Raw genomic sequence first — 23,548 nt, forward strand, 5'->3', positions numbered from 1 at the left:
CTAGGGCAACGTTGCGCTGCGGCGTTACTCCCGCCGGCATGACCGCTAGCCTGCGGTTGATAGCGCTACCAGAGAGGATGGCATGCACGCACGCTGGCTGGGGGTAGGGAGCTTGGTCTTTCTTTGCGGTGCGCTGGCAGGCGAGGCGCGTGCCTGTGCGACGCCGGTGTCGGTGTGCGACCACCCCGGAGCTGGCGCCTTTGCGCTGATCGAGGCGGGGCGGCCGGCGCCCGTCGTGGTCGAGCCACAGGCCGACCCGGCATTGCGGTACGCCGCCGACGATTTCGCCGCCGACCTGCAACGCGTCAGTGGCCAGGCCGCCGAACGGCGCACGGCGCCGGGCACGGGCATGCCGGTGATCGCCGGCGTGCTGGGCCACAGCCACCTCATCGATACGCTGGCCAGCCAGGGCAAGCTCGACGTGTCGGGGCTGGCCGGCACCTGGGAGGGTTACCGCCAGAGCGTCGTGGAGCGGCCGTTTCCCGGGGTGCCGCGTGCGCTCGTGGTGGTGGGCGCGGATCGCCGCGGCGCGGTCTACGGCCTGTACGACCTGTCGGCGAAGATCGGCGTCTCGCCCTGGTACTGGTTCGCCGACGTCCCGGTCGCGCGGCGCCGCGCGGTGTATCTCACTGCCGGCACGCATGCCGACCAGCCGGAGGTGAAGTATCGCGGCTTCTTCATCAACGACGAGGCCCCCGCGCTCAGCAGTTGGGCCGGCAAGCACTTCGGCGGGCTCAATGCCGACATGTATGCGCGCGTCTTCGAGCTGCTGCTGCGCCTGAAGGGCAACACACTGTGGCCGGCGATGTGGCCGCCACATGCCTTCCACGACGATGATCCGCGCAATACCGCGCTGGCCGACGCGCGCGGCGTGGTGATGGGCACTTCCCACCATGAGCCGCTGATGCGCGCCCATGACGAGTGGCACCGCCACACCGGGGACGGCATCACCGGCGGCGCCTGGGACTACGCCCGCAATGGCAAGCACCTGCGCGCCTTCTGGCGGGGTGGCCTCGAACGGATGATGGCCAAGGGCGACGGACGCGGCTACGAGAGCCTGGTGACGGTGGGCATGCGCGGCGACGGCGACGAGGCGATGGCCGAGGGCACCGCGATACCACTGCTGCAGGGCATCGTGGCCGACCAGCGGCGCCTGATCGCCGAGGTCACCGGCCGGCCGGCGTCGGAGACGCCCCAGGTATGGGCGCTGTACAAGGAAGTGCAGGACTACTACGACCACGGCATGACCGTGCCGGACGACGTGACGTTGCTGTTCTCCGACGACAACTGGGGGCAGATCCGCCGCCTGCCTTCCGGCCACGAGGCGCGCGCCGGTGGGTTCGGCGTCTACTACCACTTCGACTATGTCGGCGCGCCGCGCAACTACAAGTGGATCAATACGACCCAGGTCGAGAAGACGTGGCAGCAGATGGACCTGGCCTGGCAGCGCGGCGCGCGACAGCTGTGGATGGTCAACGTCGGGGACATCAAGCCGCTGGAATTCCCGCTGGACTTCTTCATGGCGCAGGCCTGGCGGCCGGCGGCGATGACGCCGCAGGCACTGGCCGGCTACCCGGAGGCATTCGCGCGGCAGTCATTCGGGCCGGCGCAGGCACGGGCCATCGGCGAACTGCTGACGCGCTACGCGCAGCTGGCCGCGCAGCGCAAGCCGGAGCTGCTCGACGCGGACACTTTTCCGCTCGGCAAGGCGGATGGCGAAGTGCTGGACGGCGGTGCGTTCGGTGCGCGCGTGGCCGACTGGGACGCGCTGATGGCCAGGATGCAGGCCGTAAGAGCGCAAGTGCCCGCGGCGCAGCAGTCCGCTTATTTCCAACTGGTGGAACATCCCATCTCGGCTTTCGCGAACCTGTATCACCTGTACTACGCGGTGGCGTGGAATCGCCGGCTGGCGGCGCGCGGCGATGCGCGGGCCAATGCCTTCGCCGATGAGGCCGAGGCGGCCTACGCGCGCGATGCCGCCCTGACCGCGCGCTATCACGCGCTGGAAGGCGGCAAGTGGGACGGCATGATGACGCAGCAGCACATTGGCTACACGAGCTGGCAGCAGCCGGACGTGCAGGCCATGCCACCGGTGCGTCACGTGGTAGGCGTGGCGACGGTGCCGCCGCGGTTTGGCGCGCCGGTGGTCGACGCGGGCGGCATCGAGGCGGTGCGCTACCAGCGTGCGGTCAACCGCGCGGGATTGGCGTGGCAGGCGATCGCCCATCTGGGCGCTGGCGAAGGCGCGATGGTCGCCCTGCCGCAGGGACGGCCGCCGACCACGGTGGCGGACGGCGTGCGGCTGGAATACGACATCGACCTGGACGCGGCCGGCGATCGCACGGCGATGCTGACGCTCTCGCCCACGCTGGATACCACGGGCGGGACGACGCTGCGCGTGGGCGTCTCTCTGGATGACGGACCGGTGCAGGTGCTCGCCGATACGCTGGTGCCGGCGCCGACGCAAACCACGACGGCGGCGCAGCGCGACTGGAACCGCGCGGTGATCGAGAACCGGCGCGTGCTGCGCGCGGTGTTTCCCGGCGTGGCGGCCGGGAAGCACGTGCTGAAGGTGTGGCGGCTGGATGACAACGTCGTGCTGGAGCGCGTGGCGTTGCAGTGAGGCGGTGGCCACGCACCGGCGCGTGGCAGGCGCGGTCAGTTGTCCTTGGCGACGCCCAGCACTGCCTCGAAGGCCGGCTTGGGTCGGCGTTCGCGGTCGAACAGCAGCGGGTAGTTGTGGCGGCCGCGCACGGGGTAGTCGTTCTTCCAGGAGTCCCCGTCATGCGCGTTCCAGAAGGTGACGCGCGCGATGACGTCGCGCTTGCGCTGGAACAGCGCGAACAGGTCGGCATAGCGCTTGGCCAGGCGGGCCTGCATGTCGGCCGGCAGGCCGTCCGGCCACGGGTCGAGCTGGCGGCGCGCGGCCGGATCGGCGGGTAGTTCCAGGCGCTGGTCGGCCGGCATGCCGTCGGTGCGCGGCGGCTGCGGCAGCACGTCGATATCCAGTTCGGTGATCATCACCTTGACGCCGAGCGCGGCGAAGGTGTCGATGCTGGTTTCGATCTCGGCGATCGACGGACTCTCCAGCCCCCAGTGCCCCTGCATGCCCACGCCATCCACGCGCGCGCCGCTGGCTTGCAGCATCTTCACCAACCGCACGATGCCCGCGCGCTTGGCGGGCTTTTCGGTGTTGAAGTCGTTGTAGTACAGCTCGGTGCCGGGCGCGGCCTGCGCGGCGTAGCGGTAGGCCTCGCGCAGCAGGCGGTCGCCGTCGCCGACGTTCTTCAGCCACGGGCTCTGGCGGTAGCTGCCGTCCTCGTCGATGACCTCGTTGGCGACATCCCACGCCTGCACGCGCCCGGCGAAATGCCCGGCCACGTGCTGGATGTGGTCGTGCAGCACGGCCAGCTGCGCCTCGGCGGAGTTCGGGCGGCCCTGCGCGTCGGTGAACATCCACGCCGGGGTCTGGATGTGCCACAGCAGGTTGTGGCCGACCAGGAACATGCCGTGCGCCTGGCCGAACGCGACGAAGGCATCGCCCTTGCTGAAATCGTAGGCGCCGGGGCGCGGATGCACGTTCTCCGGCTTGAGCTCGTTCTCGGCGGTGATGCTGTTGAACTGCTCGATCACCAACTGCTGCGAGCGCGCGTCGCGTCCGCTGACGATCGCATCGTTCACCGCCACGCCGACGAGGAAATCGTCGCGGAAGGCCTCCTTCAGCGTGGTCGGCGGCGGCGCGGCGAAGGCGGGCAGGGCGGCCATGCCCACGGCGAGGGCCAGCAGGGTCGGGCGGAAACGCAGGGTCATGGCGAGGCTCCGGGAACCAGGGTCAGGGGGAAATCGAGGGCGGGCACGCCCTCGGCTTCGAGATGCACGCGCAACATGCCTTGCGCGCCGGGGCGCGCACGCACGATTGCCAGCAGGCGGCCGCTGAACATCGCGCGCGTGGCGGAGGGGAAGGGCGTCATGTCGGTGGGGTCGCCGTTGTCGGTGGCGACAAGCTCGCCGGGCCCGTCGATGCGCACCCGCACCGGCAGTGACGCCTGCGGCAGCCGTTCGCCGCGCGCATCGCGCACCTCGATGGCGATGAAGGCCAGGTCGCGTCCATCGGCGACGAGCGTGCCGCGTTCGGGCACGGCATGCAGCGTGGCAGCGGTGCCGGCCGTGCGGACGCGGTCCTCGGCCCACGGCTGTCCGTTCTTGTACGCCACCACGCGCAATTCGCCCGGCTGGTAGCGCACCGCGTCCCAGCGCAGCCGGTACTGGCCCGGCGCCTTGCGCTGGCGGCCCTGCGGGACGCCGTTGACGAACAGCTCGGCCTCATCGCCGGAGGTAAACACATGTACCGGCGTCACCTGGCCCTCGCGGCCCGGCCAGGTCCAGTGCGGCAGCAGGTGGGCCATCGGCAGGTCGGGGCGCCAACGCGACTGGTAGAGCCAATAGCGGTCCTTGGGGAAACCCGCCAGGTCGATGATGCCGGAGTAGGAACTGCGCGAGGTGTAGTACGGCGTCGGTTCGCCGAGGTAATCGAAACCGGTCCACACGAACTCGCCGGCCACGAACGGATGGGCATCCAGGGCCGCGAACACCTTGTCCGGGCTGGCGCCGAAATCGACCGCGTGCAGCGCGTAGTCGCTCACCTGGTGCGCGCGCGAATCGCCACCCCGGCCATCGCGCACCGGCGCGCTGGTTTCCGGCGTCACCGGGAACAGGTAGACGCCGCGGCTGCTGAGCGTGGAGGCGGTTTCGGTGCTGAGGATCGCCTTGTCCGGGAACGCGCGGTGGAAAGCGTCGTACATCGGCGGCGTGCGGATGCGCTCGGTGCCTTCGAACTCCGGCGTGTCGCGGATGCCTTCGCCCTGGTAGTTCAGGCCGATGACGTCGAGCACCGCCGGCAGCGGCATGTCCGGCTTGGCGTAGTTCATCGCGGCGGTGATCGGCCGGGTGGGGTCTTCCTCGCGCACGATGTCGCGCAGCGCACGCGCGATATCCGCGCCGGCCTGGCCGCTGTACTGTTCGCCGACTTCGTTGCCGATGCTCCACAGGATCACCGACGGGTGGTTGCGGTCGCGCCGCAGCAGGGCGCGCAGGTCAGGCTCGTGCCAGTCGTCGAACACGCGGTGGAAATCCAGCGGCGTCTTCTTCATCTGCCAGCTGTCGAAGATCTCGTCGACCACCAGCAGGCCGAGGCGGTCGGTGAGCGACAGCAACGCCGGGTCCGGCGGGTTGTGGCTCATGCGGATGGCATTGGCGCCCATGGCCTGCAGCAGGCGCAGCTGGCGCTCGGCGGCGGTGGCGTTGAAGGCGGCGCCGAGCGCGCCGAGGTCGTGGTGCTGGTTCACGCCTCGGATCGGCACGTGCTCGCCGTTGACGAGCAGCCCGCGCCGCGGATCGAAACGCACCTCGCGGATACCGAACGGGGTCTCGACGCGATCCAGCACGCGGGCGCCCTCGCGCACCGTGGTGATGGCGAGATAGCGATGCGGTTGCTGGGTGGGCGGCGGCCCCCACAGCTGCGGATGGGCGACACGCAGGGTGTCATCCAACGAGGCGGTGCCACCGGCGCCGACCGTGACCGTGCGTTCGCTGCCTTGCGCGACGGCTTCGCCAACCGGCCGGCCCAACGCATCCAACGCATGCAGCGTGGTGCTTACCCGCAGCGATGCCGCCGACTTGCCGCTGTTGCGGAGCTCGACCTGCACGCGCACCTGAGCCTGTTCCCGGCTCACCTGGGGCGTCGTGACCTGCACGCCCCAAGGGGCCACGGATGCCGGCGCGGTCTTCTCCAGCCATACGCGGCGATACAGCCCGCCGCCGGGATACCAACGGGCCGAGTCGGGCGGGTTGTCCAGCCGCACGGCAATCTGGTTGCGCCCGCCATGACGCAGGCAGCCGTCGAGATCGACTCGCCACGACGTGTAGCCATAGGGCCAGCCGCCGAGCAGCTGCCCGTTGCACCACACCGTGGCATGGGACATCGCACCGTCGAACGCGAGGGCGAGGTGGCGACCGCGGTCGCTGGCCGGCACCTCCAGCGTGCGGCGATACCAGGCCACGCCCCAGCTCGGCAGGCGGCCCATGCCGCCATACGGGCCTTCGACCAGGAACGGACCCGCGATGGCCCAATCGTGCGGCAGCGTGACCGGCTGCCAGCCGCTGTCGTCGAAGTCCGGCTGCACGAACGACACGTCGCTGCCCGGCGCATCGCCCGCGGGCCGTGCGTGGCGGCGCGCGGGATCGGCGATCAGCGCGTTGGCCGTCGGCAGGATCCACGGGCGCAGCACGGGCCTGTCCGCAGCGGCTGCCGCTTCCGCCTGCGCGGGGCGCGCATCGGCGGCCTTGCCATCCTCGTTGTCCTGCACCGCCGGTCGCGCGTCGTAGTCCAGCTGGCCGGTGACACCGGGCGGGTCGCCGGCATGAAAACGCCAGCCGGTATCCAGGGCGATGCGCTCGCGCGGTGCCTCTTCCGCCCAGGCACTGCCCGCGGCCGCGCACAGCAGGCACCACGCCACCGGCAGCCATGGCCTCACAGGCGATAGGCCTGCTTGGGCAGTCGATACGCGAGGTCGGTGGCCACTTCCATCGCCTCGTCCTCGTCCATGCGGTGTTCGGCGACGAGTTTGGCGAGGAACGCGCAGTCCACGCGGCGCGCGACATCGTGGCGGGCGGGAATCGACAGGAACGCGCGGGTATCGTCGTTGAAGCCGACCGTGTTGTAGAAGCCGCCGCTGCTGAGCGTCTGCTCGCGGAAGCGCCACATGCCCTCCGGTGCGTCATGGAACCACCACGCCGGTCCGAGCAGCAGGCTCGGGTAGTGGCCGGCGAGCGGCGCGAGTTCGCGCGCGTAGTTGCTTTCGTCCAGGGTGAACAGGATCAGCTGGAAGCGCGGATCGTTGCCGCAGCGGTCGAGCAGGGGCTTGAGCGCGCGGACGTATTCGGTGCGCACGGGGATGTCGGCGCCCTTGTCGCGGCCGTAGCGCGCGAACAGCGCCTGGTTGTGGTTGCGGAAGCAGCCCGGGTGCAGCTGCATCACCAGGCCGTCGTCCAGGCTCATCTTCGCCATCTCGGTGAGCATCTGCGCGCGGAACAGCTCGGCCTGCGCGGCATCGGCGCGGCCGGCCACCACGAGGGAGAACAGCTTGCGGGCTTCGTCGTCGGAGAGATTGGCCGTCGCCGCGCTGGGGTGGCCATGGTCGGTGGAGGTGGCCCCCCTCGAGGCGAAGAACGCGCGACGCTGGCGATGCGCCCGCAGGTAGCCCTCCCAGCCGAAGACGTTCTCGCCGGTCAGTTCGCCGAACTGGTGCAGCGCATCGCGGAACTGTTCGTGCTCCGGGTCGATGACCGCATCGGGGCGATAGGCGGTGATGACGCGTCCCGTCCAGCCGCTGTCGCGGATCGCCGCGTGGTGTTCCAGCGGATCGAGCGGCGATTCGGTCGTGGCGATCACCTCGATGCCGAAGCGCTCGAACAGCGCCCGCGGCCGGTATGCCGGCGTTTCCAGCGCGGCGGTGATGCGGTCGTAGTAGTAATCGGCGGTGGTGGCGTCCAGCCGCACGCGCAGGCCGAACACCTCGTGGAAGACATGGTTGAGCCACATCGACGAGGGCGTGCCGCGGAACAGGTGGAAGTGTTCGGCGAACACGCGCCAGGCCGAACGCGGATCGACCGCTGCCCGCGAGCCGTCCGCGCGCGGGATGCCCAGGCGATCCAGGTCCACGCCCTGGCTGTAGAGCATGCGGAACACATAGTGGTCCGGCACCAGCAGCAGCTCGGTGGCGTTGGCGAACGGCGCGTTGCCGGCGAACCACGACGGGTCGGTATGGCCGTGCGGGCTGATGATCGGCAACGCGGCGACCTGCGCGTAGAGCCGGCGCGCGATGTCGCGCTGCGAGGCCTCGGCGGGCAGGAGGCGGTCGGGATGCAGGTGCAGGGGTTGGGCGGCGAGATTCATGCGGGCGATACGGGCAGGGAAGGGGAGTCAGGAAGCGCTGGCATCCACCTGCGCGGGCGCCAGTCGCGGCACCAGCAGGTGGACCACGCCCAGTGCGAGCAGGTAGGCCGAACCGGCCATCAGGAACACCGGTACATAGCTGCCGGTGGCTTGCAGCAGGAAGCCGATGAAGGTGGCGATCATCATGCCGGAGACCGCACCGGCGAAGCCGCCGATGCCGACCACCGAGGCGACGGCCGGGCGCGGGAACAGATCCGAGGGCAGGGTGAGCACGTTCGCCGACCAGCCCTGGTGCCCGGCCGTGGCCAGGCCGATCAGCGCGACCGCCACCCACAGGTGGTCGGCATGGGCGGCGAACACGATCGGCACCACCGCCAGCGCGCACACGGCCATCGCACCCTTGCGTGCGGCGTTGACGGGCCAGCCCCGGTGGATCAAACGGCCGGCCAGCCAACCGCCGGTGATGCTGCCGATGTCGGCCATCACGAAGATCACGATCAGCGGCGGGCCGAGTTCGAGCAGCGACAGGCCGTACTGCGCGTGCAGGAATTTCGGCAGCCAGAACAGGAAGAACCACCAGATCGGGTCGGTGATGAACTTCGCGGCCACGAACGCCCAGGTCTGCCGATGGCGCAGCAGCCGGCGCCACGGCAGGCGCACGGAAGGCTCGGGCGGATCGCTGCGGATCAGCGCCAGTTCGCCCGCGCCGAGCCGTGGCTGCTGCTCGGGCGTGCGATACCACTTCAGCCACACCACCAGCCACGTCGCGCTCAGCAGGCCGGTGAACAGGAACGCCGCCTGCCAGCCGAGCGTGGCGGCGACCACCGGCACCAGCAGCGGCGCGACCACCGCGCCGATATTCGAGCCGGAGTTGAAGATGCCCACGGCCAGCGCGCGTTCGCGGCGCGGGAACCATTCGGCCACGGTCTTGATCGCCGCGGGAAAATTGCCCGCTTCGCCCAGCCCCAGCGCGAAACGCGCCAGCGCGAAGCCGACCACGCCGGCGGCCAGCGCATGGCTCATCGCCGCCAGGCTCCAGATGCCGATGGCGATGGCATAGCCGATGCGCGTGCCGAAGCGGTCGATCACCGCGCCGGCGCATAGCAGGCCGATGGCATACGCCGCCTGGAATGCGGTGACGATGTAGCCGTATTCCACCTCGTTCCAGCCGATCTGCTGCTGCAGGAACGGCGCCAGCACGCCCAGCACCTGGCGGTCGATGTAGTTGATGGTGGTGGCGGCCAGCAGCATCGCGCACACGCGCCAGCGGTAGCGGCCGGTGGGCGGCGCGGAGATCGGTTCCAGCGGCGCGGCGCGGAAGGCTTCGGTCACTGCGGCTCCCTGTGCAACGTGGAAAGGCCGGGTGGCTGCCGATGATGCGGCGCAGCACGCGGTTGCGCCGGGTTGGCGCGTCGCCTCATGCGCGAAAGGCCTTGATTTGCGCCGTTCCGTCGCGAAGGTGATAGCGCTATCACTAGCACGCGATGGGCCGCTGCGCTACTGCCCGTGCTTTGCGCGGACAGCGCGATACGCGATGACAGCGCTGACAACCAGCCACATCCTGCGTTTCCAGTTCGTGCCGTGACACGCGTCGCGCCAATTGCTGCCCTGCAGCGTGCACGCTTTGGTGATAGCGCTACCATGCGCCGCGACCCTCCCCGGGTCTCCCCCACGCCACACGCGATCGACACCAGAACAGGCGCCGTCAACGCCGCGCGCCATCCGTTTACGAATGAAGGAAGGGAGTGAGGGTGAACACACAATTCGCACGTACCACGTTGTCGCATGCCTTGGGCCTGGCGCTGATCGGCATGGCCGCCGCCCCGGTATTCGCGCAGGAGGCGACGGGCAGCAGCGCGCAGCCCGAGCCTACGCAGTCGCAGGCCGCCAGCGGCCAGGACGCGGTCACGCTGGACCGCGTGGAAGTCTCCGGCTACCGCCGCAGCATCCAGTTCTCCACCGACGCCAAGCGCGATTCGGTGACTTTTACCGACACGGTGTATGCCGAGGACATCGGCAAGTTCCCGGACATGAACATCGGCGAGTCGCTCAGCCGCATTCCGGGCGTGCAGCTCTCGCGTGACGTCAATGGCGAGGGCACCAACATCGCCATCCGCGGCCTGGGTTCGAGCTTCACCAAGACCACGCTCAACGGCGCCAGCATCGCCACCGCCTCGATCGGCCTGGACGCGCAGAACCAGAACCGCGAAGTCGACCTCAACCTGTTCCCGACCGAGTTCTTCACCCAGCTCACCGTCAGCAAGACGCCGACGGCGAGCATGCTCGAAGGCGGCGTGTCCGGCGTGGTGGACATGCGCAGCGCACGTCCGTTCGACCGTCCGGGCACGCACCTGACCTACGCCTTGCAGGGCGGCTACAACAGCACCTCGGACAAGATCAGCCCGAACGGCACGCTGATCGGCAGCTGGACCAACGAGTCGGGCACGTTCGGCATCCTCGGCGGCGTCACCTCCACGCGCGGCAAGCTGGGCCTGGAAGGCTTCGAGAGCGTGGGCTGGACCAACCCCGGCCTGACCTACACCCAGTGCGGCCTGACCCCGCCGGCCGGCACGCCGGCCACCAACCAGCCGGCGGCGTGCAACGTCGGCGGCGGCGGCAACTGGCGCATTCCCGATACCGTGCCGGCCAGCGGCGCGGCTGCCGGACTGACCCCGGGCGAGGTGATCGACGCCAACTGGCTGCTCGCGCACAACCCGGGGCTGGACATCAACCAGATCAGCGAAGCGCTGATTCCGCGCCTGGGCCGCAACGTCTACATGGACGGCGAGCGCAACCGTGATTCGGGCGTGCTGTCGATGGAATGGCGCCCGAGCGACGACTTGCATTTCTACCTCGACACGCTGTACTCCGAAGCGCACCGCACCAACAACCGCATCGACATGAACCTCATCGGCCGCAACGGCAGCATGGTGCCGGTGGACATGCAGGTCGATGCGAACAACGTCGTCACCAGCGCCACGTTCGCCAACGCGCAGTACTTCCTCGAAGCGCGCCCCTACCGCGAAGACGTCAAGTTCTGGAGCGTCAACCCGGGCGCGGAGATCCTGTTCGGCGACGCGCAGGACGTGAAGCTCACCGTGCAGGCCAACGCCAGCCGCAGCTGGATGTTCCGCGAGTCGCCGACCATCCTGGTCAACTCGCCGATCACCACCGTGCAGTACGAGAACACCGGCGGCGACCAGCCCACCATCAGCAGCGGCCTGGACCTCAACGACCCGAACCTGGGCTGGAGCTGGACCGGCGGGCGCGTGAACATCAACAACGAAAAGCGCGTCACCGAGACCCAGGGCGCGCGCGCGGACCTGCAGTTCGGCGACGACAAGCGCAACGTCAAGGTCGGTTTCGCCTACGACGAAGCCGAGCGCCGCATCCAGGGCTTCGACAACAGCGTGGCGTGGGAACAGGTCGTGTGCCGCGGCGCAGGCACCACCTGCACTGGCGGCCCCGGTTCGGCGATCCCGCAGGCCGACCTGGCCTCCTACCTGCGCCCGGGCCCGTACGGCTTCATCACCGTGGACTTCGACCGGTTCATGCGTGACACCAACTACTACGCGCTGCGCGATTCCGCGCCGGAGAGCAACTCGGCCAACACCGGTGCGTCCACCGGCGGCATCGAGGAGAAGAACTGGGGCTTCTACGTCGAAGCCAACGCCGAGGCCGAGGTGTGGAACCGCACGCTGCGCTTCAACGCGGGCATGCGTTATGTCACCACCGACCAGACCATCAGCGGGCCGGTGACGCTGAGCGGCGTGCGCAGCTACCAGTCGCTGGATTCGGACTACAAGGAACTGCTGCCCTCGTTCAACCTGGCGTGGGACGTGGCCGACAACGTCGTGCTGCGCATGTCCGGTTCGCGCACGATGACCCGCCCGAACCCGAGCGCGATGATCCCGGCGACGAACTTCAGCGACCCCTCCGCGCAGACCGCTTCGCAGGGCAACCCGAACCTGGCGCCGTACCTGGCGACCAACTTCGACCTGGGCGGCGAGTGGTACACCGGCGGCGAGGGCTATGTCGGCCTGACCCTGTTCAACAAGCGCATCAACGGCTTCACCGTCAACGGCGTGCGCCGCATCCCGTTCAACGAACTCGGCGTGCCTTACGACAGCCTGCTGCCGACCCAGCAGGCGGCGCTGCAGCAGCGCGGCGGCCCGGACGCGGCCACTGTGGACGTACAGACCCAGGTCAATGCCGATGGCGTGCTGAACATCCGCGGCGTGGAAGCGATCTGGGTGCAGCCGCTGGACGTGGTGCTCGACGGCCTGGGCTTCACCGCCAACTACACGCACGTCAACCAGGATTCGGAAGGCGATGGCGTGCCGGCGGTGGCCGAGGGCGTGGCGCCGAACCTGTGGAACGGCACGGTGTACTGGGAGAAGGGCCCGGTGTCGGCGCGCGTCTCCTACACCTGGAACGACGACATGATCATCTCCGGCGCCAACCAGAACGGCATCCCGTATGCGCGGCTCAACGCCGACGCCCGCGGCCAGATGGACCTGTCGGCGAGCTACACGCTGGAGAACCTGCCGTCCAAGCCGCAGATCACCCTCAACGTCACCAACATCACCGACGAGCCGCTGCGCACCACCTTCGCGTGGCCGAACGCCACCTATAGCCTGTACTACCCGGGCCGTACCATCATGCTCGGCATTCGCGGCACGTTCTGACGCCGCACGCGACCGCCGCCGCCGGGGCACCCCTCCAGGCATCCGGCGCGGCGGTCGCGCCTTCCTCTTCTTCGGCCAGGGAATCCATGAACCACACGTCCGCACCGTTATCGGTCACCGAGAAGATCGGCTACAGCCTGGGTGACCTGGCGGCGAACCTGATCTTCCAGACCCTGATCAGTTTCCTGGCCTTCTTCTATACCGATGTCTACCGCATCCCGGCGGCCGCCGCGGCGACGGTGATCTTCAGCGTCGGCCTGCTCGGCGCCTTCGTGTTCACCCCGGTGGTGGGCATCGTCGCCGACCGCACGCGCAGCCGCTGGGGCAAGTTCCGCCCGTGGGTGCTGTGGACGGCGGTGCCGTTCGGCCTGCTTTCGCTGCTGGCGTTCTCCACGCCAAACCTGGGCGAGCACGGCAAGATCGCCTACGCGCTGGCGACCTACAGCCTGCTGATGCTGGTCTACGTGGCCAACAACCTGCCGTATTCGGCACTCAGCGGCGTGCTCACCGGCAACATGGACCAGCGCAACAGCCTGTCGGCGTACCGCTTCGTGGCGGTGATGATCGCGCAGTTCATCATCCAGGTATTGCTGCTGCCGCTGGTGCTGATCCTGGGCGGCGGCGACAAGGCGCTCGGCTTCCAGCACACCATGGCGGTGTTCGCGGTGATCGGCACGGTGTTCTTCCTGATCACCTTCTTCACCACCCGCGAGCGCGTGGTGCCGGTGGCGGGCGAGGGCGGCAGCGTGCGCCAGGACCTCGCCGACCTGATGCGCAACCGGCCGTGGATCGTGATGCTGCTGCTCACCATCCTGGTCTTCGTCACCCTCGCGCTGAAGGGGGGCATGTACATCTACTACTTCAAGTACTACCTCAGCGAAGCGGACCTGGCGGCCTTCATCGATGGCGTCGGCTTCAACCGCTTCCTGGCCGGGCTCAACCACCTGCTCGCCAGCCTGGGTCTTTCCGCGTTCCAGTGGCCGCAGGACGCACCGACCTCGGCCTTCAGCCTGTTCAGCGCCGGCGGCATCATCGCGATGATCATCGGCATCGGCTTCTCGCGTCGGCTGGCCGAGCGCTTCGGCAAGCGCGACGTGTTCGGCGGCGCGCTGCTGGTTTCCACGCTGTGCCTGCTGGCCTACCTGTTCTTCCCGCCGCAGGCGGTGGGGCTGGTGGTGCTGTTCTACATCCTGCACGGCTTCTTCTACGGCATCACCACGCCGCTGTTGTGGGCGATGATCGCCGACGTGGCCGACTACTCCGAATGGCGCAACCATCGCCGTGCCACCGCCATCATTTTCTCGGCGATGCTGTGCGGGCTGAAGATCGGCCTGAGCATTGGCGGCGCGCTGGTGGCGGCGATCCTGGCCCACTATGGCTACGACGGCGGCGCCACGACGCAGGCGCCGGCCGTGGCCGATGGCATCCGCCTGTCGGTCAGCGTGTATGCCTCCATTCCCTTCCTGGCGGCGGTGGCGCTGCTGTTCCTGTACGAGATCGACAAGCGCACCGAAGTGCGCATCGAACAGGAACTGGGTGCACGCCGCGCCGCGGCGACTGCCTGATCTTCCCTTTCAACGAAACAGCCCATGAGCGAACACATCGACCCGGAACGTCTGGCGGAACTGCGGCGCAGCGCGCTGTCCGCCCCGCTGGTGACCGCGCAATACACCGCCGACCCCTCCGCCCACGTTTTCCAGGGGCGCGTCTACATCTATCCCTCGCATGACGTGGACGGGGGCGTGGCGTTCAACGACAACGGCGACCACTTCGCGATGGAGGACTACCACGTCTATCGCCAGGACCATCCCGAAGGCGAAACGGTGGATTGCGGCGTGGCACTGCACGTGCGCGACGTGCCGTGGGCCGCGCGCCAGATGTGGGCGCCGGACTGCGCCGAATTCGAAGGGCGCTATTACCTGTATTTCCCGGCCAAGCGCGCCGATGGCATCTTCCAGATCGGCGTGGCGATCGGCGATACGCCGGAAGGCCCGTTCGTTGCCGAAGCCACGCCGATCGAAGGCAGTTACTCGATCGACCCGGCGGTATTCGCCGATGCGTCCGGCGCGCACTACCTGTACTTCGGCGGCATCTGGGGTGGCCAGCTGCAGAAATACCGCGACAACCGCTACGACGCCGCGCATGAAGAGCCGCCGGCCGACACGCCCGCGCTCGGCCCGCGCATGGCGCGCCTGACCCCGGACATGAGGGCCTTCGCCGAGCCGCCGCGCGAACTGCTGATCCTCGACGAACACGGCCAGCCGCTGCGCGCCGGCGACCACGACCGCCGCTACTTCGAAGGCCCGTGGATGCACACCCACGGCGGGCGCTATTACCTTTCCTATTCCACCGGCGACACGCATTACATCTGCTATGCGACCGGTGACAACCCGTACGGGCCGTTCACCTACCAGGGCCGCATCCTCAACCCGGTGATCGGCTGGACCACGCACCATTCCATCGTCGAGTTCGAGGGGCGCTGGTGGCTGTACTACCACGACTCGCTGCTGTCGGGCGGCGTGACGCACCTGCGCTCGATGAAGGTGGCCGAGCTGCACCACGATGCCGGCGGACGCATCGCCACGCTCGATCCGTACGGCCATGATTGACGTTGCAATGACAGCGCTGCCGGTGGGCGAGCGCATCGTCTTGCGGGCCGGCGCGCTGGAAGTGACGGTGGCGCCGGCGGAAGGTGGGCGCGTGGCGCAGCTGCGCCATGCGGGCGTGGACTGGCTGGTCGGGCCGGATGACGGCTTCGATGCCGCCATCGCGTGGGGCGCTTATCCGATGGTGCCGTGGGCCGGACGCATCCGGAACGGGCGCTTCGCCTTTGACGGAAAGGCCTGGCAGTTGCCGCCGAGCCTCGGCCCGCATGCCATCCACGGCGTGGGTTTCCTGCGGGCGTGGGAGGTCACCTCGCGCAGCGAGCGGGCATTGACGCTTGCGCTCGAACTCGGCGAGGACGCGCAATGGCCGTTCGGCGGCCGCGTCGAACAGCGCGTCGAGGTCATGCCGGACCGGCTGCGGCTGGAGATGCGCCTGGTGGCCGGCGCGCGGGCCATGCCGATGCCGGTGCTGGGTTGGCATCCGTGGTTCCGCAAGCTCGTACGTTTCACCTTCGAACCGAATGCCTACTACCCGCGCGACGCGGAGGGCATCGCCACGCTGCCGCTGGCCATGCCGCCGGGGCCGAAGGACGACTGCTACCTGTGCGACGCCGCGGTGGTGCTGTGGCACGAAGGACAGCAGATGGTGCTGCGCGCCGAAGGCGACCACTGGGTGTATTACGACGAAACCCCGCACGCGACGTGCTTCGAGCCGCAGAGCGGCCCGCCGGATGCCTTCAACCTGCGCGATGACGTGTTGCCGGCGGGCGGCGAGGTCTCGACGTGGACGGAGTGGACGCTCGCGACGGCACGCTGAGCCGTCGCGAGGCGCAAGCCCCTCCTACAACGTGCCTGCGTTCTCGCCGTCGCGCCACGCGTAGGGGCCGAACGTCGCGCCGATGAATCCGCCCGCGGTCTGCGTGCTCAGCAGCTTGGCATCCAGGTCATCGCGCAAAACCTGCCACTCGCCGTTTCCGGTGGCGTACTCCGCGCGCAAGCCCGCGTTCGCCAGCACGAATCGAAGCCGGGCCGAGTGGATGCCGGCCGGCAGTTTCACCGAGGCCACCACGACACCTTGCTTCGGCGCCTCGCCACTTGCCCGGCGCCACAGCGCCAGCATGGTGCCATCGCTTCCCGGCGACAACGCCAGCGCATAGAAGTGGCTTTCGTTCTGCAGCAGCGCGAGCCCCGCATGCTCGCCGGCGGCCAGCTCGGCGGCGTCCACCGTGGCCTGCACGTCGGCATGATGGTGCTGGAGGCGATGGCCGAGATAGCTGGGCTGCCCGCTGGCGAATTCGCCCAGCGGCGTCGCCGACGGGGTGATCCGCAACCCGCCGCGGCCGGTGTCGAACCAGTGCGCGCGCGGCGCGTTCACGCTGACCCACGCGAACGGCAGGCGCGGCGCGGTGAAGGTTTCGCGCCATGCCATCGGCCCGCTCATCGGCGTGGCGTCCGGCGTGCGGGGCAGGGCGGGGCGCGGTGCCACCACCGGGATCCGCTCGCCGTGCGCGAGGACGCGCGGCCAGCCGTCCACCCACTGCACCGGCAGCAGGAAGGTTTCGCGGCCGATGTTGTAGTGGTTGCCCTCGTAGGGGCGCGTGGCCAGGAACACCGCCCACCAGCGGCCATCGGCCAGTTCGACGAACTGCGCGTGGCCGGCCGAGGTGATCGGATCCGGGCGTGACGGATCGAGGTCGCGCTGGGTCAGCGAGGGGTTGTCGCGCCACGCTTCGTACGGCCCGAACAGCTCGCGGCTGCGATAGACCATCTGCGCGTGCTGCTCCCCGGTGCCGCCCTCGGCGGCGGTGAGGTAGTAGTAGTCACCATGGCGGAACAGGTGCGGGCCTTCGACATGCTCTGGGTTCGTGGCCGGATCGGCCCCCCCGTCGACCAGCACCTTGCGCGGGCCGGTCATCTGCATCGTGGACAGGTCCAGCTGCTGCAGCCAGATCGCGCGGTGGCCGTCGTAGCGCAGCTTGCCTTCCGGCAGGCCGTTGTTGACCACGTAGGCGCGGCCGTCGCGGTCGAAGAACAGCGAGGGGTCGATGCCCTCGAAGCCCAGCCAGTGCGGGTCCGACCATGGCCCGGCGGGATCCTTCGCGGTGATCACGAAGTTGCCGCGGTCGCAATAGAAGCAGGTGTTGGTGATGTAGAACGTGCCGGCGTGCTCGCTGATCGACGCGGCGAACAGGCCGCGCGTCAGCTCGTTCTGGCCGAGGTCGAGCTGGGTGGGGCGCTCGATCGCGTTGCCCACCTGCCGCCAGCTCACCAGGTCGCGGCTATGGAACACCGGCAGGCCGGGGAAATAGCCGAAGCTGGAGTTGACCAGGTAGAAATCCTGGCCGGCGCGCACCACCGAGGGGTCCGGATAGAAGCCGGCGAGGATCGGGTTGCGGTATTGCGCGGCGGTGGGCGTCGGGCCGCCGTCATCGCCCTGGTAGCGCACTTCGGTGAAGCGGGCCTCGCCCGCGTGCGCGGCCGATGCCGCCAGCAGCAGCCATGCCCATCGCCAAGCCTGTTTCATTCCGTGCCTCCTCCCGGTCGGACCGGGCATGAAACCACGCGCCGCGGCCGCGTGGACGCCCGTGCCATGAAGTTTTCGCACGTTGCTATGCCATGCGTGATGCGGGAACGCATCGCCCCCGGGGATGGGCCGCTCATCCACAAGGATGATTCCGCCGTCACCCGCACCGGCCTACGCTGCCCGCATTCCCCCTCGCAGGAGCTCGTGATGCGCCAGAACGCCGCCGAATACATGGCCCAGGTCCTGGAAATCGCCGGGGTCGAACGCGTCTACGGCGTGGTCGGCGATTCATTGAACGGCTTCACCGACGCCTTGCGCGAGCGCGGCCGCATCGAATGGGTGCACATGCGCCACGAGGAGGCCGGTGCCTTCGCCGCCGGCGCCGAAGCCCAGCTTACCGGCGAGCTGGCGGTATGCGTGGGCAGTTGTGGACCGGGCAACCTGCACATGATCAACGGCCTGTTCGACTGCCACCGCAGCGGCGCGCCGGTGCTGGCGATCGCCGCGCACATTCCGAGCAGCGAGATCGGCATCGACTATTTCCAGGCCACGCACCCGGAAATCCTGTTCAAGGAATGCAGCCACTACGTCGAGCTGGTCTCCCAGCCCGAGCAGCTGCCGCAGATCCTCGACCGCGCCATGCGCACCGCCATCGCGCGCAAGGGCGTGGCGGTGGTGGTCATCTCCGGCGATACCGCGCTCAAGCCGCTGGAGGCGCCGCTGCCGAAGTGGATCGCGCCGGCCGCGCCGGTGGTGCAGGCCGCGCCGGCCGAGCTGCGCCATGCCGCGGAGATCCTCAATGGCGCCGGCAAGGTCACGCTGCTGTGCGGTGCCGGCTGCGCGCAGGCGCGCGAGGAGGTCATCGCGCTGGCGGAAAAACTGCGCGCGCCCATCGTGCATGCGCTGCGCGGCAAGGAATGGCTGGAGCACGACAACCCGTACGACGTCGGCATGACCGGATTGATCGGCTTCTCTTCCGGCTACGCGGCGATGAAGGCCTGCGACACGCTGCTGCTGCTCGGCACCAACTTCCCGTATCGGCAGTTCTATCCGGAGGATGCGCGGGTCATCCAGATTGACCTCAATCCCGAATCACTCGGCAACCGCACGCAGGTGGAGCTGGGCATCCAGGCCGACCTGCGCCACGCGCTGCCGCAACTGCTGCCGCTGCTCTCCACCAAGACCGACTCCTCGCACCTGGACGATGCGCGCGCGCATTACGCCAAGGCCCGCGCCGAACTGGACGAGCTGGCGCGCATCGAACCGGACGGCGAGGTGGTGCACCCGCAGCAGCTCAACCGGCTGGTGAGCGAGCTGGCGGCGGACGATGCGATCTTCACCTGCGATGTCGGCACGCCCACCGTGTGGGCGGCGCGCTACCTGCGGCTCGGCGGCGGGCGCCGCCTGCTGGGCTCTTTCAACCATGGTTCGATGGCCAACGCGATGTTGCAGGCGATCGGCGCGCAGGCGAGCCATCCGCAGCGGCAGGTGGTGTCGCTGTCCGGCGATGGCGGCTTCACCATGATGATGGGCGACTTCATCACGCTCGCGCAGCTGGGCCTGCCGGTGAAGGTCATCGTGCTCAACAACGGCACGCTGGGCTTCGTGGAGCTGGAGATGAAGGCCGCCGGCCTGCTGGATACCGGTTGCGAACTGGTCAACCCGGATTTCGCCGCGATGGCGCGCGCGATGGGCGTGGCGGGCTGGCGCGTGGAGCGACCGGGCGAACTGCACGATGCGCTGGCGGCCGCCTTCGCGCATCCCGGCCCGGCGCTGGTGGACGTGGTGAGCGCGCGGCAGGAACTGGTGATGCCGCCGAAGCCCTCATGGGGGCAGGCGAAGGATTTCGGCCTGTTCCTGCTCAAGGCCGTGCTCGATGGACGCGGCGGGCAGGTGCTCGACCTGGCCAAGGTCAACCTGCGGCGCTAGCGGCCTTGTCATCGCAGTGAAGCGCACGCGGCTTAGTGTTGCGGCCGCGTGCTTCGCCCTGCGCGAGAAACGCCGGCCGTGCATTGCGGCTCGCCGCATCCTCCGGCTTCGCGAAAACAGCCCTAAAGTCCCTGCGCCAGCGGCCGATACCGATGCGATTTTCTGCCTCGGACATCCCTGCCATGACCGCCCCCCAAGGAACCTCCGCGCCGATGGACCGCGTGCGCGCCCTCCTGGACACCCTGCGCGCACGGATGCCGCACACCCTGGCCGCCTATCGCCCGGCCACGATCGCCCAATGGGGCATCGCGCGCAAGATCCGCGCCAGCCTCGTGGTCTGCGGCATCGGCCTGCTGGTGATCGGCCTGGCCTACTGGCGCGCCAGCGCGGGCGTGGAAAGCGCCGCGCGCATCTTCGATGCGCACCAGTCGCAGGCCGCGCTCAGCGGCCGGCTCAGCGAGCAGGTGGCCGAAGCGCGCCGCTTGCAGACCGTCTACGCCGCGCGCCAGGGCGAGGAGGATCGCAAGGCGCTGCAGCAGGCCCACGAGCAGCTGCTGGCAACCTTGGCGCAGTTGCAGAAGCAGGCGGCCGGGCAAGCGGTGGGCGCGCAGGTGGCGGATGTGGCCGCCAAGGTGAAAGCCTTCGCCGAAGGCATCGCCTCGCTCAACCAGCGCGTGGATGAAATGGGCAGCGGCGACGCCAGCCTGCGCGCGCAGCTGCAGGCCCGCGCCGAGGCGATCGACCCGGCAGTGGACGCGGCCGCACGCCCGGCGCTGGCGGCCGCGTGGCAGAAGATGCGTCGCTTCGAGTCGCAGTTCCTGCTCACCGGCGACGCCAGCCAGACCGACAAGGTGAGCGAGCAGAAGATGCCGTTCGACCTCGCATTGGAAGCCGCGCGCCTGCCGGCGGCCGACACCGCCACGCTGCGCGATGGCATGGACGCCTACCAGCAGGCGCTGCTGGCCTATACCGCCGCGCGCATCGGCCTGGACGTGGAGGCGCAGGCGCTGGAAGGCACCGCGGCGGAGATCACCCCGGCACTGCGCGCGCTCTCGCAGGCCCAGGGCGCCTCGCTGGAGGCGGCGCGCGAGCGCCAGCAGTCGCAGCGACGCTGGATGACCGGGCTGTTCGCGGTGATCTGGCTGATCGTGGCGGGCGTGGTGGTGGCGGTGCTGGTGCTCGTGCTCAAGGCGGTACGGCAGCCGATCGAGGACACGCTGCGTTTTGCCGACGATATCGCCGACGACCGCCTCGACACCGAGCTGCGCATCCACAACCCGCACGACGAGATCGGCCAGCTCGCCCATCGCCTGCGCGACATGCAGGCCAGGCTGCGCGGCCGCTTCGAGGCCGAACGGGCGGCCGCGCGCGACAACGAGCGCGCGCGCCAGGCGCTGGACAGCGTGCAGACCGGCCTGCTGTTGCTCGATGCCGAGGGTCGCGTGGGCTATGCCAACCGCGCGCTCGGCCAGGCGCTGGCGTTGGCGGACGACCTGATGGGCGCGCCGGCCAGCCGCCTGCATCCGGCGTTCGGCGCGTTGCAGCGCCAGCTGGAAGCCGGCGATGCCGCGCACGCGCAGGAGATCGAACTCGGCGGCACGCGCTACGTGCTGGCGGCCAGCCCCATCGTGGTGGAAGGCCAGCGGCTGGGCGCGGCGGTGGAGTGGCGCAGCCGGGCGCTGGAACTGGTGGTGGAGGGCGAGATCGCCGCGCTGGTGGATGGCGCGGCGCGCGGCGAACTCGGCGGGCGCGTGCCGCTGCAGGACAAGCAGGGTTTCGTGCGTACGCTGTCGCTGAGCATCAACCACCTGCTGGATACCTTCCAGGACAAGCTCGACGCCATCCAGCACCTGCTCGCCGCACTCGCCCAGGGCGACCTGCGCGTGCGCATGGAAGGCGAATTCGCCGGCGTGTTCGCGCGCATGCGTGACGACGCCAATGCGACGGTGGCGCAGCTGAGCGCCATCGTGCTCGACATCCAGTCGGCCGCGGGGACGTTGAACGAGGCGGCGATGGCGATCGCCGCCGGCAACGGCGACGTGTCCGCGCACACCCAGGCGCAGGCCGCCAGCCTGCGCGATACCGCCGGGGCGATGGAGGAGATCACCGCCATCGTGCGCCAGAACGCCGATGCCGCGCAGCAGGCCGACCGCCTGGTCGCCGACGCGGTGGCGGTGGCCGCCAGCGGCGGCGAGGTGGTGGAAGGCGTGGTGGGTACGATGCGCGAGATCGACACGGCTTCGCGGCGCATCGGCGAGATCGTCGCGGTGATCGACGGCATCGCCTTCCAGACCAACCTGCTGGCGCTCAACGCGGCGGTGGAAGCGGCGCGGGCCGGCGAGCAGGGCCGCGGCTTCGCGGTGGTGGCCGGCGAGGTGCGCAACCTGGCGCAGCGGTCGGCCGACGCGGCCCGGCAGATCAAGGCGCTGGTCGGCGCCTCGGTGGAACGCGTGGCCGCGGGCTCCGCGCAGGCGCACAAGGCCGGCGAGACGATGGGCCAGATCATGGGCCGCATCAGCGGCGTCGCGCGGTTGATGGCGGATATTTCCGGCGGCTCGCGCAGCCAGGCCGGCGGCATCGAGGAGATCAACGCTGGCATCGGGCGGATGGAGCAGACCACCCAGCGCAACGCCGCGCTGGTGGAGGAGGCCACCGAGGCGGCGCACGCGATGCAGGCGCAGGCCACCGCGTTGACCGAGGCGGTGGCGGTGTTCCGGGTGCGGGCGCAGGCGCCGGCGTCTAATCCCCGCGCGGACGGAAGGAGAACCACGCCAGCACTGCCGTAAGCAGCACCAGCATCGTCACCACCGTGGCGAAACCATGCGCGTGGCCGGCCAGCGGAATGCCGCCCACGTTCATGCCGAACAGGCCCGCCACCAGGTTCACCGGCAGCGCCAGCACCGTCACCACGGTGAGCACGAACAGCGTGCGGCTGGTCTGCTCGTTGACCAACGCGGCGAGCTCTTCCTGGATCAGCTTCACCCGTTCCACCAGCGCGGCCGAATCGGCGATCACCGTGGAGAACTCCTCCGCCGCCTGGCGCAGGTCGATGACGTCGTCGGCGCTGATCCACGCCGGCGGCCGGTTGAGCAGGCGGAACAGCGCCGCCGGCTCGGGCGCCAGCAGGCGTTGCAGGCGCACCAGCGTGCGGCGCAGCGCGCCCAGCGCCTTGCGGTCGGTCGATACCTGGCTGGCGAGCAGGCGGTCTTCGATGCGGTCCACCTGGGCCGTGGACTTGCGCAGGATGTCGCCGAGCACGTTGGCCTGGTCGCGCAGCAGGTGCGCCAGCAGTTCGACCGGCGAGCGGAACGGCTGCCCGCCGCGGATGTCCGCGCGCAGGCGATCCACCGAGCGCAGCGGCCGCAGGCGGGCGCTGACCAGCAGGCGCGGGCCGATGCACAGGCTGGTGGTGCCCACGTCGGAAGCATCGAAGCTGGAGTCGAACAGCACGTCGTGGATCACCGCCACCAGCGCGCCGTCGTCCAGTTCCAGCCGCGTGGCGCCCACTTCGCTGTGCAGCGAATCGTGGAAGGCATCCGGCAACGCGAGTGCACGCCGCAGGTAACGCTCCGTGCCCTGGTTGGAAAGGGCGAAGTGCAACCAGAGGAAGCTGCCGTCGTCCGGCGCTTCCTGCAGGAACGCGGCGGCCGCCTCGGTGCCGATCGGCTCGGCGGGCTGTTCCGGATGGAAGCGGTAGCCCCAGATCAGCCCGTTGTCGTCCGAGCCATAGGTGTTCTCGATGATGCGCATGGTTCCAACGCCTTGGCTGCTGCGCGAAGCGTAGCCGAAACCGATGACAGGCCGCGTGCCGGCCGCGCGCGGGCGGGGCGTATCATGGCGCTCCGTT

At 69.5% G+C, this 23,548-nt stretch carries 13 protein-coding genes; 7 read left to right on the forward strand and 6 right to left on the reverse strand.

From position 1 onward, the window contains the following. Window positions 1-112: 112 nt before the first annotated feature. Complete coding sequence (locus tag ARC20_RS09180; protein ID WP_237642548.1) at window positions 113-2,623, forward strand: glycosyl hydrolase 115 family protein; 2,511 nt, start codon at window positions 113-115, stop codon at window positions 2,621-2,623. Between the two features lie 35 nt (window positions 2,624-2,658). Here ARC20_RS09180 and ARC20_RS09185 read toward each other — a convergent pair whose 3' ends face one another. Genes ARC20_RS09185 through ARC20_RS09200 form a run of 4 tightly spaced genes read right to left on the reverse strand, consistent with a single transcriptional unit; the run spans window position 2,659 to window position 9,286 of the window. Beyond that, complete coding sequence (locus ARC20_RS09185; protein WP_057646483.1) at window positions 2,659-3,810, reverse strand: endo-1,4-beta-xylanase; 1,152 nt, start codon at window positions 3,808-3,810, stop codon at window positions 2,659-2,661. Beyond that, a complete protein-coding gene (gene galB / locus ARC20_RS09190; RefSeq protein ID WP_425478463.1) occupies window positions 3,807-6,533 on the reverse strand; it encodes a beta-galactosidase GalB in 2,727 nt (908 codons plus the stop codon). Before galB ends, ARC20_RS09185 begins: the two co-directional genes overlap by 4 nt. Next, a complete protein-coding gene (gene uxaC / locus ARC20_RS09195) occupies window positions 6,530-7,954 on the reverse strand; it encodes a glucuronate isomerase (RefSeq protein WP_057646485.1) in 1,425 nt (474 codons plus the stop codon). Before uxaC ends, galB begins: the two co-directional genes overlap by 4 nt. 27 nt (window positions 7,955-7,981) lie before the next feature. Continuing rightward, window positions 7,982-9,286, reverse strand: a complete 1,305-nt coding sequence (locus ARC20_RS09200; RefSeq protein ID WP_338062977.1) for an MFS transporter — start codon at window positions 9,284-9,286, stop codon at window positions 7,982-7,984. A 479-nt stretch (window positions 9,287-9,765) separates the two neighbouring features. Between ARC20_RS09200 and ARC20_RS09205 the strand changes: the two genes are divergently transcribed. From ARC20_RS09205 to ARC20_RS09220, 4 genes are all read left to right on the forward strand, one after another. Beyond that, the gene (locus tag ARC20_RS09205; protein WP_057646550.1) at window positions 9,766-12,642 is read left to right on the forward strand and encodes a TonB-dependent receptor; all 2,877 of its coding nucleotides are present in this window, start codon (window positions 9,766-9,768) and stop codon (window positions 12,640-12,642) included. A gap of 86 nt (window positions 12,643-12,728) precedes the next feature. Beyond that, window positions 12,729-14,207 carry an MFS transporter gene (locus ARC20_RS09210; protein WP_057646486.1) on the forward strand — a complete coding sequence of 493 codons (1,479 nt, stop codon included), beginning with the start codon at window positions 12,729-12,731 and terminating at the stop codon, window positions 14,205-14,207. A 24-nt stretch (window positions 14,208-14,231) separates the two neighbouring features. Next, on the forward strand, window positions 14,232-15,251 hold the full coding sequence (locus ARC20_RS09215) for a glycoside hydrolase family 43 protein (protein ID WP_057646487.1): 1,020 nt from the start codon (window positions 14,232-14,234) through the stop codon (window positions 15,249-15,251). After that, complete coding sequence (locus ARC20_RS09220; protein WP_161809483.1) at window positions 15,244-16,065, forward strand: aldose 1-epimerase; 822 nt, start codon at window positions 15,244-15,246, stop codon at window positions 16,063-16,065. Before ARC20_RS09215 ends, ARC20_RS09220 begins: the two co-directional genes overlap by 8 nt. Before the next feature lie 24 nt (window positions 16,066-16,089). On the opposite strand, the gene ARC20_RS09225 is transcribed toward ARC20_RS09220, so the two are convergent. After that, the gene (locus tag ARC20_RS09225) at window positions 16,090-17,772 is read right to left on the reverse strand and encodes a glycoside hydrolase family 43 protein (RefSeq protein ID WP_057646489.1); all 1,683 of its coding nucleotides are present in this window, start codon (window positions 17,770-17,772) and stop codon (window positions 16,090-16,092) included. A gap of 207 nt (window positions 17,773-17,979) precedes the next feature. On the opposite strand from ARC20_RS09225, the gene poxB reads away from it, so the two are divergent. Both poxB and ARC20_RS09235 read left to right on the forward strand, forming a co-directional pair. Further along, window positions 17,980-19,701, forward strand: a complete 1,722-nt coding sequence (gene poxB / locus ARC20_RS09230) for a ubiquinone-dependent pyruvate dehydrogenase (RefSeq protein ID WP_057646551.1) — start codon at window positions 17,980-17,982, stop codon at window positions 19,699-19,701. Between the two features lie 182 nt (window positions 19,702-19,883). Next, window positions 19,884-22,487 (forward strand): methyl-accepting chemotaxis protein, encoded by a 2,604-nt coding sequence (locus tag ARC20_RS09235; protein ID WP_057646490.1) that lies wholly within the window; start codon window positions 19,884-19,886, stop codon window positions 22,485-22,487. Here ARC20_RS09235 and ARC20_RS09240 read toward each other — a convergent pair. Then, a complete protein-coding gene (locus tag ARC20_RS09240) occupies window positions 22,441-23,451 on the reverse strand; it encodes a transporter (protein ID WP_057646491.1) in 1,011 nt (336 codons plus the stop codon). The genes ARC20_RS09235 and ARC20_RS09240 overlap by 47 nt on opposite strands. Window positions 23,452-23,548 lie beyond the last annotated feature (97 nt).

Origin of the sequence: Stenotrophomonas panacihumi (genome assembly GCF_001431645.1) — a bacterium.
GTDB classification, from domain to species: domain Bacteria; phylum Pseudomonadota; class Gammaproteobacteria; order Xanthomonadales; family Xanthomonadaceae; genus Stenotrophomonas_A; species Stenotrophomonas_A panacihumi.